Source organism: Sporichthya brevicatena (genome assembly GCF_039525035.1).
Taxonomy (GTDB): Bacteria; Actinomycetota; Actinomycetes; order Sporichthyales; family Sporichthyaceae; genus Sporichthya; species Sporichthya brevicatena.
On sequence record NZ_BAAAHE010000001.1, the window covers coordinates 9,255 to 24,046 of the forward strand.

Sequence of the window (14,792 nt, forward strand, 5' to 3'; positions counted from 1 at the left end):
GGCGGCGGCGGCGACCTCGGCCTCCGGGTTGCGGTTTCCGCACCCGGTGAGCGAGGCGGTCAGCGCCAGAGCGAGCAACGCCACCGCGCTGCGCGTGACGCGACCTGACCTACTGCGAGACATCGACGAGCTCCTTCTGGTCGTGCTGGGGGTGAGGACGGTGGGCGTCGGCACGCCGGGCGGACCGCGGCGAACGCCAGTTGCGGTCGAGCGTGCGCACCGTGCGCCGGTTGGACCCGGCGCGCCGAGCGGGCTCGGTCAAGCTGGCCTTGATCCGCTCGACGAGGTCGATCTGACTGGCCGCCACCAACGCGGCGACGATGGCCAGCGCACCGAACGCCGCCGTCTGGTAGTTGCCCGAGTCGTCGGGCAGGTAGGACGGCATCACCGTCAGCAGTCCGGCCGCGAGGACCGAGGACCGGATCAGCTGGTTGCCGGTGATGGCGAGGACTGCGACCCACAGCAACGACTGCAGAGAGCCGAGGCCACCCGCACCCGCCGCCTGCGCACCGGTCGCGATGACCGCACCGGCGACACCGGCGAAGAACGCGGAGATCGCGAACAGCAGTACGAGGGTCGTCGTCGTCCCGGTGCCGTAGGTGGACAGCGCCAGCGGCGAGTCCGCCAGGGCGCGCAGCAGGCGGCCGAGCCGGGACCGTTGCAGGACGACGATGCCCGCGATGCAGGCGAGCAGCACGCCGACCGCGACGTAGAAGTACTGCCGGTCGTCGGCCACGCCCACGCCCGGCAGGTCCGGCCGCGGCGCGTCCCGCCGGGCGTTGACACCGAACATCCAGGAGGACCGGTAGACGAGGTTCTCCAGCAGGACGCCGAAGCCGAACGTCGCGAGCGCGAGGTAGATCCCTGACAGGCGAATCGCCGGCAGGGCGAGGATCACCCCGATCGGCAACGTGATCAGACCGGCGCCGAGCAACGCGAGAAACCAGGGCAGTCCGGCATCCACGCTGAGGCGGCTGAACGCGACCGCGCCGACCGCGACGAACGCGGCGTGACACAGCGAGACCTGGCCGGCGACCTTCACCAGGAGACCGAGCGACAGGAACATGATCGTGAAGCCGACGGCGTTGATGTAGACCGGCAGCTTCGTCCCGACCAGGTCCGGCAGGACGATCACCACCGCGAGGGCGGCGGCCCCCGCCGTCACGCTGACGCCCTTCGGCGGGGCGGTGAACCGCTCCAACTGCGGGCGACGGACCAGCGGAGCGGTCGGCAGCCCACGGCGTCCCACGATCAGCAGGACACCGAACAGCACGATGAACGGGACACTTGACGGGAGACCCTGGAACTGCGGGTGCGACGCGGCGTACTTCTGACCGAGCGCCGCGAGGACGCCGATGATCAGACCGCCGGCGAACGTCCAGGGCAAATTGCGGAACCGGCCGATCGCCGCGGCACCGAACGCCTGGACGACGAGGGCCGTGAGGCGGATCGGGTCGAGGCCGAAGGTCGGTGCGATGAGCACGCCGGACAGCACCGCGACGCCGCCGCCGATCATCCAGGCCAGGCGCCGCACCTGGGCGGCGTCGAAGCCCGTCATCTCGATCAGTTCGGGGTCGTCGACGACACCGCGCATCGCGATGCCGAGGCGGGTCCGCGTGAGCAGGACAGCGAGACCGGCGCTGACCGCCACACCGACACAGGTGATGATCAGCTGGTCGTAACCGATGTCCACCGCGAGGTGGAACGTGTTCGTCGGCAGGAAGTCCTCGGTCGTGAACGTCGCCGCGCCGTACCGAATCGTGGCGATCGCCTGGATGATCAGCAGCGGACCGATGGTCGCCACGACCACGACCGCGACGGGTGCACGCGTCAGCCGGCGGGCCAGCAACTCGAGGAGAACACCGAGTGCGGCGCCGAGTCCGACGACACAGATCACCATGGCGATCGGCCACGGGATGTCGTTGCGGACCTGCAGCTCGTAGAACAGGTACGCACCCGCGGTCGCCATCGCCCCGTGGGCGAAGTTGAAGACGCCCGACGTCCGGTAGGTCAGGACGAGGCCGACACCGGCCAGGCCGTAGACCGACCCGGACACGATGCCGATGACGATGAACGGCAGGTACTCGTTCATCCGAGCGCCTCGACGTCGGCGCCGTGCACCCGCTGGACGCGGTTCCGCACGGTGCGCCGGTAGAGCACGAGATAGACGGCGCAGGACGCGAGCACCACGATCTCACCGACGATGCCGACGTTCAGCGCCGTCAGTTGGTTTTCGTACCGAAGCTCACCGCTCGCGTCGACCCACGACAGACCTATCAGCAGCAGGCCCACAACGATCAGCACGGCGAACAGCGCCGGGCGCGGCCGTCCGTCCCGAGAGGTCACGTACGCACCCGCTCGTGCTGGGCCGCGCCGTTCAGGAGGCCGGAAAGGTGGGAGACGTGGAGCTCGAGCTCACGGACACGGTTCGCCAAGGCCGCGTCCGACTCCGTCGCGCGCGCGGAGTCGAGGCGGTCGAGCGTCCGCCACTCGTCGCTGAGGTCGGCGGAGAGCCAGAGCGTGGCGCCGACGCCGATCAGGGCGAGGCCACCCAGTCCGCCGGAGAGCAGGTACGGCAACTGGTTGGCGATGTAGACCTCGCCGCTGGCGCCGATCCATCCGGCGACCAGGACGACGGCGCCGAGGACCACGAGGACAGCTCCGACGATGCGGTCCCACTGCAGCTTGAACCAGGGGATCAGCTCCATGAGCGTCTCACTCCCACAACCCAACGCGTTCCGACGCTGACGAGGACAAAAAGAAGGGCGCCACCCGCGAGATACGGGTAGGCGCCCAGAGACGGGAGCGACACTGCGCCCGGCTGCGTGTTGGCCAGGACGAAGGTCTGCGTACCCGGCGGGGTGACGGGCGCGACCCCCGTCGGCAGGACGCCGGTGCCGACGCCCGGGATGACCGGCGCCGCGGCGACGGTGTCGACGCCGTCGACCGGGGACGCCGGCGCGGTGACACCGGAGGTGCCGTTGTCCGCGCTCCCCGCGGTGCCCTCGGCGACCGGAGCGGAGCTCCCGGTCGCCTGTGCGAAGGACCGACCGATCACGAAGTCGGTGACCACGGTGCGTCCGACCGGAGCCGGGACGTCCATGGGCGTGGTGATCTGCAGTCCCGGCGCCAGGACGGAGTCGTCGGTGCTGGTGGCCTCGACGTAACGGATCGTCGTGTTCCCGACCGTCAGCGACTTCTGCGCCGGGTGCACCGACCCGACGAGGCTGACGCCCTCCTCCGTCACGGCCACGCCGACGCCGTTGACGGACAGGCTCGAGACCTGAAAGTCGGAGTTGCGGACGACCTTGCCCGCGTTGTCGATGACGACCTCGGCGCGCGAGACCGCGCCGTGGATCGCAACCACGCCGATCTGCAGGTCGAGCCGGGACTCTGCCGCGGAGACGAAGTTGTCCGCGCTGCGCACGACCTCGGCGGTGGCGAAGGCACCGCCCTCGTCCGTGCTCGGCGCGAGCCGCGCACCGGCCTGCGCGACCGAGCGCGCCTCGCGCTCGTGCGCGACCGAGTCGAGGTGGTACCCGGGCTGGTCCAGGCTCACTTCCTGGGCGCTCGGGTACTGGCTGGTCACGACGAACGGATAGGTGGGGACGGGCTTGCCCGACAGCGTGCCCGCCAGACCGGGCGCCGCGACGGCGAGGTCACCGGGGTACGGGAACGACGCGAAGCCGGTGCTGGACCCCAGCGAGTTCAGCGCGGCCTGGGCCGTCGGACCGCCGCCGTTCACGAGGTTCTCGATGATGAGGAAGCGCGGCAGGGCGGCCAGGAAGTAGGCGGCGTTGGCCGAGGCCTGGCCCTGGTACGCGCTCAGCGTCGTGGTGCTGCTCGGCTCCGCCGTCGCGGAACCGAGCGCACTGCTCGTCGGGAGCAGAGTGACCAGCGCGGCGGTGGACACCGCCGCCGCGCCGGTCATCGCTCGCCGCACTCGCCGCGGACGGCGCCGGTGGCTGCGGGTCGTCACTGCGTCTTCACCGCCGGGGCGACCGGGATGGTCGTGCCGTCGGGGACGACGAGCTTGCCGTCGGGGCCGACACGCAGGGACGACTCGCCCCGCGGGATCGGCAGGTCCGGGTTCGGGCAGGCGACGTCCGTGCCGGCCCCGCAGTAGCCGTTGATGAAGTAGGACCGTTCCTGCACGTCCTGCGGCCACGCGTCACCGCGCTGCGAGATCAGCGCGTTCGGCAGGTGGTAGAAGACGAAGAAGATCGCGGTGACCGCACCCGAGACCGCGAAGAACCGCATCGCACCCTTGACGCGCTTCGAGACGCTGAGCCGGTCGATGCCCGCCTCGGCGAACGAACGGCCCTGGTCGTCGCGGAAGAAGCGCAGCGCGCCCCAGCTCGTGTAGAGCAGGCTCGCGGTGATGCCCTGGTAGACCGGGAAGCCGTAGTAGTGGCCGTGGTTCAACGTCAGCCAGCTGATGCTCGCGCCGTACTCGTGCGAGCCCATGACCATGAAGGCCGCTTCCCACATCGTGCCGACGACCATCATCGGAATGAACGCGACGGCGCAGAGGCCGATGGCGCTCATGCTCGGGTAGCGCTCGCGGGTCTTGCGCATGATCGTCGTGACGATCAGGACCATCAGGAAGAACGCGCACGTGTAGACACCGGGCAGCCAGAGCAGCGGCTGCGGGATCTCCTCGGCGTTGGGCGACATCCAGCCGGGGGTGTGGCCGATCCACGAGCCGGCGTTGATGAAGTACGTGTTGTAGTTGAAGCCCGGCGAGAAGTAGTTGTAGAGCGGGTCGGACCACCACATCAACGAGAACGAGATGACGATCAGACCGTCGAGCGGGACCGACCCGGTCCGGCGCCAGGGAAGGATCGCCTTGAACAGGATCAGGGCGAGCATCCCCGCGAACAGGCCGTACTGCTGCACGCTCAGGCAGATCTTCATCCAGGTCGGGAGCGGGGTCTCGCCGGTCCCGACGCGGTGCGGTTCGCCGGCCACCAGCCAGGCGATGATCAGGTACGCCGCGAAGGCGAGGAAGCCGAAGCCGAGCGCCGCCCACCAAGAGATGGGGCGGACACGCTTCGGCGCCGCCGGCGCCACCGGACGCGAGGCGTCCAGTGAGCTGCGCGGCGGCAGATGTGTGGTGGCCATGCAGGGGCCTCCTCAGGAGTTACGGGAGTCGACGCGCGCCTTGCCGTGGTCCGCGGCACTTGATAGACAGACACTATGTCTATCTAAATGGGAGCGGTCAAGCCTGGGGGCTTCGACCCGATTTGTGGAGGTTCGATGAGCTCGCCGGCGCGTGCGCGCACCGACCGACGTCGCACGGGACCGGCGACACGCAGCGACCTGCTTGAGGCGACGAAGCGCCTGCTGGCCGGCGGCGCCCCGGTTGCCACGCTGCGCGTGGACCAGATCGTCGCGGAGGCCGGGATGGGCCGCGCGACGTTCTACCTGCACTTCAAGGACAAGTCCGAACTGATGGCCGCGCTCGCCGAGGATCAGGTCGCCTGGCGCGACCAGATCGGCGCCGAGGTGCTCGCGGACCCGGAGCTGACCCGTGAGTCCGTCCACCTGCTGATGCGGACGATCGTCGGGCAGTGGGCCGAGAACTGGGGCGTCCTCGCCGCGATCATCGAGGTCGCCGAGTACGACACCGCCATGGCGACCATCTGGAAGACCGCGATGGGTGAGGTCACCGAGAAGGCGGCCGAGCAGTTCCGCCTGCGCTGGGAGAACCAGCCGGGTGACTCCCCCGACCCGGACATGATCGCCGAGCTGTTCACCTGGATGTTCGAGCGATCGTGCCACCAGCTCCTGCGCGACCCGTCCCGCGCCGACTCCGTCGCCGCCGGGATGACCGACATCATCTGGCGCGTCCTCGACTACCGCGCCTGACCCGCACTCAGACCCCTGTCAATAAAGGGTGACACCCCTTACTCCGCAGTAAGGGGTGTCACCCTTTATTGGCATCGCGGCCTGACGTCAACCCTTGCCGAAGCACTCCACCTTGGAGCCGGCGGGGGCGGAGAAGCCCTTGGTGTCGAGCTTGATCGGGTAGTAGCACTCCAGAGCCTTGGCGGTGGTGCCCTTGGTGAAGGTGGCGCCAGGGCTGAGGCCGTCGAGCTTCTCGTTCTTCAGCTGCCACAGTCCGTCGAGGATGGTGGTGGTGCTGACGTCACCGGCGCGGGCCTGGTCGGCGACCTTGGACAGTGCGGCCTCGAAGAGCTTCCCGGCGGTCCAGCCGAGCAGGGCCTGCTGCTCCTCCTTCGTCGAGGGGGCGAAGCGCTTGAACGCGTCGTGGAACGCGCGGATGCCGGGGGTGTCGGTGGTCATGAACGGCACGACACCGTTGCCGAGATACATGCTGTTGCGCTGGACGCCGGGGTCGGCCGCCACGGCGGCGCTGACTCCGACGGCTCCGGTGGCGATCGTCGGGAAGTAGTTCAGCGACGCGCACGAGCGGACCGCGCGGATGATCGCCGACCCGTCGAGCCCGAGGAACAGCGTGTTCACCCCGGCCGACTTCATCGTCTGGCACTCGGAGGTGAAGTCCGGCTGGGTCAGCGACACCGCCTGGATCGGGCCGAGCGCCGCCTTCGCCAGTTCGGTGCTGCGTGGGAAGCCGTTCTTGATCGCCGAGCAGATCGAGGCCTCGACGCAGTAGAAGAGCCCGGTCTTGGGTGCCCCCTGGGCGTTGCGCGCGGCCTGAACCAGCGCGCCGTCGTTCGCCGTCAGGGGGGCCGCGCCGGGCGGGAAGAGGTAGGGGCTCTGGACCCAGTCGCCGGCGACGACGTCACCGCCGACGACCGGCACCTTGTCGCGCTCGGCCGCGGTGCGCAGGGCGGCGATCGCGATCGGGACGCCGGCACCGACGACGGCGACCGCGCCCCGATCCTTCACGAGCGTGTTCCAGTTCGAGGCGACGCGCGCGGGGTCGGAGGCGTCGTCGAGCTGGATCAACTGGATCGGGTGGCACTGCACGCCACCGCGGGCGTTGACGTCCTTCGCCCAGACCGCCAGACCGGTCCGGAGGCCGGCGATCGAGGCCCCGACCAGACCGGAGGTCGCCAGCGTCTGCCCGATGACGATCGGCTTGAGCGGCGCGGTGCACGGCCGGCTCCCACCGCCCGCCGCGGCGCCCGGCGGCGCCGGGTTCTGCCCACCGCCCGGCCGCGGCGCGGTGGTCGCACCCGGCTGGGTGGGCGCGCCGCCGGCGCCGGAGCTCGTCCCCGGAGCAGACGTCGCCTGCGCCCCGGGGACGGCGGCGCCCGGGTCCGCACGCGCGTCCGCACCCGGCACCGCACCGGGGGCGACCGGACCCCCGGCCGCGTTGTCGGACTGCGCGTCGACCGGGCCGTAGCCGTTTCCGACGGCCGCGACCTGCTCGTGCGGCACGCGGTTGCCGCAGCCGGCGGTGAGGGCGAGAGCGCCGAGAAGCGCGGCCGCTGCCACTCGGCGGGTTCGGCGGTTCAACATGAAAGCGTCCTCCTGGGGCAGTGGTGCGGTGCGACGGCCTGAGGGGGCGTCAGGTGAGTCCGTCGAGCACCAGTCGCACGGTGTGGGCGGCAATCTGTTCCGGCGTGGTCAGCCGCTGGACGGCGGGGTAGGACCCCGAGAGCGACCGCAGGTTCGTCAGCCCGAAGAGCAGCGCGAACGTCGACGCCATGGCGAGCTCGGCGTCCAGGTCGGGGTCGATCTCGTCCACGATCTCGGAGAACAGCGCGAGGGGCTCGGCGAACAGCCCGCGGTCGAGCAACTGGGGCATGTCCGACCGCGGCGTGAGCACCTCGCGGTTCAGCAGTCCACGGAAGATCTCGTTGTCCACCAGCGCCCGCAGGTACCAGGTCAGCAGGAGCTCCAGCCGCTCCCGGGCCGGCCGAGCCGGGTCCCGCGTCTCCGGCGGGATCACCGAACGGCCGCCGAACGCGCGCTCGACGACCGCGGCGTAGATCGCGTCCTTGCTCGCGAAATGGTGGTACAGCGCACCGACGGCGACGCCCGCACCGGCCGCGATCTCCTTCGTGGTGACGGCATCCAGGCCGCGGCGGGCAAACATCTCCTCGGCGGTGTCGAGGATCCGCTTCTCCGTCGCGACGGCGTCGCGGACCCGCTTGACGCGCGGGGCGGGCGCCTCGGTCGTGGTGGGCTCGCTCATGCGCGGAGTCCCGTCCGGTTCAGGTACTCGACGACCTGCGTCGCCGCGGTCTCGGCGTCGACCTCGGTGGTCCGGACGTGGACCTCGGGGTCCGCGGGCGGTTCGTAGGCCGAGCCGGTCCCGGTCAGGTTCGGCAGCTCACCCTGCGCCGCCTTGCGGTACAGGCCCTTGCGGTCCCGGGCCGCGGCGACCTCGAACGGGGTGTCCACATAGACCTCGACGAACTCGCCCTCGGCCACCTTTGCGCGGACCTGATCGCGCTCCTCGGCGAAGGGGGAGATCAGCGAGACCAGGACGACGATCCCGGCGTCGGCCATCATCGCGGCGACCTCGCCGACGCGGCGGATGTTCTCGATGCGGTCGGCGTCGGTGAAGCCGAGGTCCTTGTTCAGACCGTGGCGGACGTTGTCGCCGTCGAGCAGGTAGGTGCGGACACCCTCGGCGTGCAGGCGCCGCTCGACCAGGTTGGCGAGCGTCGACTTGCCGGCGCCGGAGATACCGGTGAACCACACGACCCGGGGCCGGTGGCCGGCGAGCGCCGCGCGGGCCTCCCGGTCGACGTCGACTGCCTGCCAGTGCACGTTCGTCGAACGCCGCAGGGCGAAGTGCAGCAGTACCGCGCCGACGGTGTTGTTGGTCAGGCGGTCGATCAGGATCCCGCCACCGAGGTTGCGGTCCTGCGTGTACGGCTCGAACGGCACGGCCCGGTCGAGGGTCAGCGTCGCGACGCCGATCTCGTTGAGTTCCAACGTGTTCGCCGCGACGTGGGCGAGGGTGTTGACGTCGACGCGGTGCTTCGGCGGCGACACCGTGGCACCGACCGTCCGCGTGCCGATCTTGAGCAGGTAGTGCCGGCCCGGAACCAGTGCCTCCTCGGCCATCCAGACCACGTCGGCCTCGAACTGGTCGGCCACCTCGGGCGGGTTCCCGGCGGCGGCGAGGACGTCACCGCGACTGACGTCGATCTCGTCGGCCAGCGTGAGAGTCACCGACTGGCCGGCCTCGGCCGCGGGCAGCTCGCCGTCGAGGGTGTGGATGCCGGCGACGGTGGTGGTCTGCCCGCCCGGGAGGACGCGGATCTCGTCCCCAGGGCGGATCCGCCCGGCGGTGAGCTGGCCGGCGAAGCCGCGAAAGTCCAGGTCCGGGCGGATGACGGTCTGGACCGGCATCCGGAAGGCCGCATCGGCGGTGAGGTCCGGGACCGGCACGTTCTCGAGGTGCCCGAGCAGGGTCGGACCGTCGTACCAGGGCGTGTTCTGAGACTGCGTCAAGATGTTGTCGCCGAGCAGCGCGGAGGTCGGGATCGTCGTCACGTCCTCCAGGCCGATGCTCGCCGCGAACTCGCGGTACTCGGCGTCGATCGCGGCCACCCGGTCCTGGTCGTAGCCGATGGCGTCGACCTTGTTGATCGCGAGCACGACCTGGCGGATCCCGAGCAGGGAGACCAGGTAGGAGTGCCGTCGAGTCTGGGTCAGCACGCCCTTGCGGGCATCGATGAGGATCACCGCGAGGTCCGCGGTGGAGGCGCCGGTGACCATGTTCCGGGTGTACTGCTCGTGTCCCGGGGTGTCGGCGACGATGAACTTGCGCTTGTCGGTGCTGAAGAACCGGTACGCGACGTCGATCGTGATGCCCTGCTCCCGCTCGGCCGCGAGCCCGTCGACCAGCAGCGCGAGGTCGAGCTCGCCGCCCTGCGTGCCCATCGTGCGACTGTCGGCGGTGACGGCCTCGAGCTGGTCGGAGAAGATCTGCTGCGACTCGTAGAGCAGACGTCCGATCAGCGTCGACTTGCCGTCGTCCACCGACCCGCAGGTGATGAACCGCAGCAACGTCTTGTGCTCGTGCCGGTGCAGATAGGCGTCGATGTCGGTGGCGGCGAGGTCCAGGTCGGCGTTCTGCGCCTGCTCCGTCAGGGGAGTGCCCATCAGAAGTACCCCTCCTGCTTCTTCTTCTCCATGGACGCCTTCGAGTCGTGGTCGATCAGCCGCCCCTGCCGCTCGGAGGTGGTCGTCAGCAACATCTCCTGAATGATCCCCGTCAGGCTGTCCGCCTCGGAGGGGACGGCACCGGAGAGCGGGTAGCAGCCGAGGGTGCGGAAGCGCACCTTGCGCGTCATCGGTTTCTCGCCGGCGCGGAACCGGAACCGGTCGTCGTCGACCATGATCAGCGTGCCGTCCCGCTCGACCACCGGACGTTCGGCCGCGAAGTACAGCGGCACGATCTCGATGTTCTCCCGGCCGATGTACTGCCAGACGTCGAGCTCGGTCCAGTTCGAGAGCGGGAACACCCGCACGCTCTCCCCCGGATGCACGCGGGCGTTGTACAACCGCCACAGCTCCGGACGCTGCTGCTTGGGGTCCCAGCGGTGGTCCTTGGTCCGGACGCTGAACACGCGCTCCTTGGCCCGCGACTTCTCCTCATCCCGACGCGCGCCGCCGAAGGCGACGTCGAACCGGCCCGCCTCCAGCGCCTGCCTCAGACCCTCGGTCTTCCACATGTCGGTGTGCATCGCCGAGCCGTGGTCAAAGGGGTTGATCCCCAACCGCACGCACTCCGGGTTCGCGTGCACGATCAGCTCCGCACCCGCCGCCGCAGCCGCCCGGTCCCGCAACGCGTACATGTCCCGGAACTTCCAGGTGGTGTCCACGTGCAGCAACGGGAACGGCAACCGCCCCGGCGCGAACGCCTTCCGCGCCAGATGCAGCATCACCGCCGAGTCCTTGCCGATCGAGTAGAGCATCACCGGCCGCTGCGACTCCGCCACCGCCTCCCGCAGGATCGCGATGCTCTCCGCCTCCAGGCGTTGCAGGTGGGTCAGCGTCACGAAAACTCCCTCTGGGGTCTTTACCGACCGAGCGCTCGGTTTGTACCGTAGTGACCTGGCTCTCACTCCACAACCCCCGGCGAAAGGGCTGGTCGTGACTGATTTCTCGTCAGATGCCGCACTGAAGACCGCGTGGGAGCTCTGGCACTCCACGGCGGAGGACGTGCGGGCGGCGATCGAGAACACCGACCGCTTCCGCGACGACCCCGCCGAGCGGGGGGCGGCGTACCAGTCGCTGCTGGAAGCGCAGGCGATGGCCTACAACATCGCGGTCGCCCCGCGGCGGTACATGGAGCACCCGCGGGTGTTCAACCACTCGACCTGGCACGACAACCTGCTGGCGCTGGGTCAGCCGATCCAGGACTTCAAGTACACGGGGCTGTTCCTCGACGGCCGCCGGACCTACACCGCGCGCGTCCGCCGCGGCGAGAGCAAGCTCTGGCTGACGCAGGTGCACAACAAGTGCCTCGGCGACCCGGAGTCGAAGGAGATCGGCAACTACGACTACGACGAGTTCAGCGCGGCACCGGACGGCACGATCGAGCTGGTCTTCAGCGCGCAGGAGCACCCGGGCAACTGGATCCGTCTCGACTCCGACTCGGCGTTCAACTGGCTCGTGATGCGCCGCATTCTGGGCAACTGGACCGACGACCTCGGCGACTTCGAGTTCACCTCCGCGACGCCGGCTCCCGAGGTCACCGACCCGACGGCCGAGGCGGCGGAGTCGATCGCCGCCGCGGCGCACCTCGTCCGCTACCTGGTCAACGCGTTCACGATCGGGCTGCACACGCTCTACAGCGCGCGCGCCGGCGGTGTGAACACCTGGGCGACCATGCCGGGCGCCGAGGTGAAGGACTCGCTGATCGGCAGCCGCTCGACGGTCTACGTCCCCGCTGCCTTCCGCATCGAGCCCGACGAGGCCCTGCTCATCGAGTGGGACGTCCCCGCCTCGGCGTACTGGAGCTTCCAGGTCGGCGACGTCTGGTCGCGGCCGCTGGACTACCTGAACCACCAGACCGACCTGAACATGAACCGCGCGCACGTCGACGCCGACGGCAAGGTCCGCATCGTCGTCGCCCCGACCGACCCCGGCGTGCCGAACTGGCTCGACACCTGCGGACGCCGCGAGGGCACCGTGGTGATGCGGAACTACCGCTCCCCGGCCGACACGACGGTCCCCGACCTCCGCGTCGTTCAGGCCGCGGACCTGCCGAACCTGCTGCCCGCCGACAGCCCGCGCTGCACGCCCGCGCAGCGGGAGGCCGCGATCGAGCGGCGCCGCACCGAAGCGGCCCGTCTCGTCGCCCAATGATCTGACGACCCTTCACCTCATCGTCGCGAATCGTCGTCCCGAACTCCTGGAGCCCCCTCATGACCGACTACTCCTCCGATGCCGACCGCCGCTCGCGCTGGGTTCCGCGTGAGCGCCCCGAGTGGGTAACGACGCTGAACACCGAGCTCGGCCACCTCGACATGGCCGGCTGCGTTCCGCTCGACGAGGCGTCGCTGCTGAACTCGGCGATGGCCCGGACCGGCCTGGACGACTTCGACGACGACTTCAACGACGGCGCCTGGCGTGAGCCGTTCCGCGTGCTGATCAAGGCGCTGGAGGAGGAGGCGGAGCTCAACCCGCTCGGGCGACTGATGGCCCGCAACGACATCCTCAACGCGCTGTGCGCCCGGCTTCAGGTCGCCCAGGTGTTCAAGGAGCACCCGGAGATCAACGACGAGGAGATCGTGTCGCCGCTGCTCATCATCGGCCAGGGTAGGTGCGGCTCGACCGCACTGCACCAACTGATGAGCGCGGACCCCGACAACCGCGTCCTGCGCACCTGGGAGAGCATCGCGCCCTGCCCGCCGCCGGAGACCGCGACCTACGAGACCGACCCGCGCATCGCCGCGCTCGATCCGATGGTGACGATGGTGAACCGCATCGTCCCGGAAGTCACGGGCATGCAGGTCTTCGCGAGCTGGGAGGCGCAGGAGAACATCCTGCTGCACTCGATCACGTTCCGCTCCCCCGCGTGGTTGTCGGCCGTGGTCGGCCAGGTCCCGAGCTACATGGCCTACATGTTCGGCCAGGACCCGACGATCAACTACCGCGAGGAGAAGCGCCTGCTGCAGCTGCTGCAGTGGCGCAAGCCCGGCAAGCGCTGGGTGTGGAAGTCGCCGTACGCGACGCTCGAACTGCCGGCGGTCCTGCAGGTCTACCCGGACACCAACCTCGTCTACATGCACCGCGACCCGGTGAAGGCGCTCGCCTCGCTCGTCGACCTCGTCGGCACGATGAACTGGGCCCGCAGCGACCACCCGCTCAAGGACGGCGCCTTCGAGCAGCACACCAACGCCCAGATGGTGAACGGGATGCTCTGCATGCCGATCCAGTGGATCACCGGCGGCGTGGTCCCCAAGGACCAACTGATGAACGTTCAGTTCCCGGAGTTCCGTGACGACCCGCTCGGCGTCGTCGAGCGGATCTACGCCACGTTCGACATGGAGCTCACCGACGCCGGACGCGCCGCCATGGCCGAGTACCAGGCCAGCACCCCGTTCCGCCGCCACAGTTACAAGCTCGGCTCCGACCAGGCCATCGCCTACGAACGCGCCGCGTTCGCCCCGTACCAGTCCTACTTCGGCGTCGAGAACGAGTAGCCCCGCCCACCGCCGCCGTGTGAAAAAAGGGTGACACCCCTTACTGCGCAGTAAGGGGTGTCACCCTTTCTTGACAGCGCTACGGGGTGAGCGCGACGGCGACGTCGGGTTCGGTCCTCGCCCGGACCTCGTCGACGCTGACGCCGGGGGCGGTCTCGCGGAGGACGAGGCCGCCCGGGGTGACGTCGAGGACCGCGAGGTCGGTGATGATGCGGTGGACCGCGCGGCGCCCGGTGTACGGGAGCGAGCACTCGTTCACGATCTTGTACGAGCCGTCCTTCGCGACGTGCTCCATCAGGACGATCACGCGCTTCGCGCCGTGGACGAGGTCCATCGCCCCGCCCATCCCCTTGACGAGCTTGCCGGGGACCATCCAGTTGGCGAGGTCACCGGCGGCCGAGACCTGCATGGCCCCGAGGATCGCGACGTCGATCTTGCCGCCGCGGATCATCCCGAACGACAGCGCGGAGTCGAAGAACGTCGCCCCCGGCCGGACGGTCACGGTCTCCTTGCCGGCGTTGATCAGGTCCGGGTCGAGCTGGTCCTCGCGCGGGTACGGGCCGACACCGAGGATGCCGTTCTCCGAGTGCAGCACGAGCTCGACGTCGTCGGCGACGTAGTTCGGCACAAGCGTCGGCAACCCGATGCCCAGGTTGACGTACCAGCCGTCCTGGAGCTCCGCCGCCGCCCGGGCGGCCATCTGCTCCCGCGTCCACGCCACGGCTGGACCGTACCGCCTTCCTGAGCCCCCGTAACGTCAGCGGGATCGAGCGCTGTTGCGCGCGATTCCACTGACGTTAGGGAGTTCGGAGTGCGACGGGGCAACATCCGGGACCTCGGGGGTCTGGCGACCGCGGACGGGCGGAGGGGGTCCACGTCCCGCTGGTCGACCAGCACCGCCGAGGCGGCGGTGGAGTACCTCCTGGCCCGCCCGGAGTACCTGGACGGCGCCCTGGACCGGCTGCTGGCCGAGCACGGCTCGATCGAGGCCTACTGGGCGGCCGCAGGGGTCGGCCCCGAGGGGCTGGACCGGCTCCGCGACGTGCTGCTGCAGGGGTAAAAGCCCTGGTGGAGCCGCCTGTCGGAATCGAACCGACGACCTGCTCATTACGAGTGAGCTGCTCTGGCCGACTGAGCTAAGGCGGCGGACGGGGAGCGAGCTCCCCGACGCCGGGAGTTTACGGC

The 14,792-nt window shown here is 69.8% G+C and carries 14 protein-coding genes and 1 tRNA gene; 4 read left to right on the forward strand and 11 right to left on the reverse strand.

Going from position 1 to position 14,792, the window contains the following annotated elements:
• Positions 1-109: 109 nt before the first annotated feature.
• The 5 genes from ABD401_RS00050 to ABD401_RS00070 are packed head-to-tail and all read right to left on the reverse strand — an operon-like array spanning position 110 to position 5,124.
• A complete protein-coding gene (locus tag ABD401_RS00050) occupies positions 110-2,092 on the reverse strand; it encodes a branched-chain amino acid ABC transporter permease (RefSeq protein ID WP_344600270.1) in 1,983 nt (660 codons plus the stop codon).
• Positions 2,089-2,346 (reverse strand): hypothetical protein, encoded by a 258-nt coding sequence (locus tag ABD401_RS00055; protein WP_344600272.1) that lies wholly within the window; start codon positions 2,344-2,346, stop codon positions 2,089-2,091. The genes ABD401_RS00050 and ABD401_RS00055 overlap by 4 nt, the downstream gene beginning before the upstream one ends.
• Positions 2,343-2,708 carry a hypothetical protein gene (locus ABD401_RS00060; RefSeq protein ID WP_344600275.1) on the reverse strand — a complete coding sequence of 122 codons (366 nt, stop codon included), beginning with the start codon at positions 2,706-2,708 and terminating at the stop codon, positions 2,343-2,345. Before ABD401_RS00060 ends, ABD401_RS00055 begins: the two co-directional genes overlap by 4 nt.
• A complete protein-coding gene (locus ABD401_RS00065; RefSeq protein WP_344600277.1) occupies positions 2,699-3,931 on the reverse strand; it encodes a hypothetical protein in 1,233 nt (410 codons plus the stop codon). Before ABD401_RS00065 ends, ABD401_RS00060 begins: the two co-directional genes overlap by 10 nt.
• A gap of 44 nt (positions 3,932-3,975) precedes the next feature.
• Complete coding sequence (locus ABD401_RS00070) at positions 3,976-5,124, reverse strand: spirocyclase AveC family protein (protein ID WP_344600279.1); 1,149 nt, start codon at positions 5,122-5,124, stop codon at positions 3,976-3,978.
• Positions 5,125-5,259: 135 nt separating this feature from the next.
• Between ABD401_RS00070 and ABD401_RS00075 the strand changes: the two genes are divergently transcribed.
• Complete coding sequence (locus ABD401_RS00075) at positions 5,260-5,871, forward strand: TetR/AcrR family transcriptional regulator (RefSeq protein WP_344600281.1); 612 nt, start codon at positions 5,260-5,262, stop codon at positions 5,869-5,871.
• A gap of 87 nt (positions 5,872-5,958) precedes the next feature.
• Here the strand turns inward: ABD401_RS00075 and ABD401_RS00080 are convergent, their stop codons facing one another.
• The 4 genes from ABD401_RS00080 to cysD are packed head-to-tail and all read right to left on the reverse strand — an operon-like array spanning position 5,959 to position 10,955.
• Positions 5,959-7,452 (reverse strand): ABC transporter substrate-binding protein, encoded by a 1,494-nt coding sequence (locus ABD401_RS00080; RefSeq protein WP_344600283.1) that lies wholly within the window; start codon positions 7,450-7,452, stop codon positions 5,959-5,961.
• 49 nt (positions 7,453-7,501) lie between these two features.
• Positions 7,502-8,131, reverse strand: coding sequence for a TetR/AcrR family transcriptional regulator (locus ABD401_RS00085; protein ID WP_344600285.1), 630 nt, complete (start codon positions 8,129-8,131; stop codon positions 7,502-7,504).
• Entirely contained in the window at positions 8,128-10,056 is a 1,929-nt protein-coding gene (cysN, locus tag ABD401_RS00090) for a sulfate adenylyltransferase subunit CysN (RefSeq protein ID WP_344600287.1), read from the reverse strand. The genes ABD401_RS00085 and cysN overlap by 4 nt, the downstream gene beginning before the upstream one ends.
• Positions 10,056-10,955, reverse strand: a complete 900-nt coding sequence (gene cysD / locus ABD401_RS00095) for a sulfate adenylyltransferase subunit CysD (protein ID WP_344600289.1) — start codon at positions 10,953-10,955, stop codon at positions 10,056-10,058. Before cysD ends, cysN begins: the two co-directional genes overlap by 1 nt.
• A gap of 94 nt (positions 10,956-11,049) precedes the next feature.
• Here cysD and ABD401_RS00100 point away from each other — a divergent pair, with 94 nt between their 5' ends.
• Complete coding sequence (locus ABD401_RS00100) at positions 11,050-12,267, forward strand: DUF1214 domain-containing protein (RefSeq protein ID WP_344600291.1); 1,218 nt, start codon at positions 11,050-11,052, stop codon at positions 12,265-12,267.
• A 59-nt stretch (positions 12,268-12,326) separates the two neighbouring features.
• Positions 12,327-13,607, forward strand: coding sequence for a sulfotransferase family protein (locus ABD401_RS00105; RefSeq protein ID WP_344600293.1), 1,281 nt, complete (start codon positions 12,327-12,329; stop codon positions 13,605-13,607).
• A gap of 79 nt (positions 13,608-13,686) precedes the next feature.
• Here ABD401_RS00105 and ABD401_RS00110 read toward each other — a convergent pair whose 3' ends face one another.
• Positions 13,687-14,328, reverse strand: a complete 642-nt coding sequence (locus tag ABD401_RS00110) for a CoA transferase subunit B (protein WP_344600295.1) — start codon at positions 14,326-14,328, stop codon at positions 13,687-13,689.
• 90 nt (positions 14,329-14,418) lie between these two features.
• Here ABD401_RS00110 and ABD401_RS00115 point away from each other — a divergent pair, with 90 nt between their 5' ends.
• Positions 14,419-14,667, forward strand: a complete 249-nt coding sequence (locus tag ABD401_RS00115) for a tyrosine-protein phosphatase (protein ID WP_344600297.1) — start codon at positions 14,419-14,421, stop codon at positions 14,665-14,667.
• A gap of 9 nt (positions 14,668-14,676) precedes the next feature.
• Here the strand turns inward: ABD401_RS00115 and ABD401_RS00120 are convergent.
• Positions 14,677-14,753: transfer RNA gene (locus ABD401_RS00120), tRNA-Thr, on the reverse strand.
• Positions 14,754-14,792 lie beyond the last annotated feature (39 nt).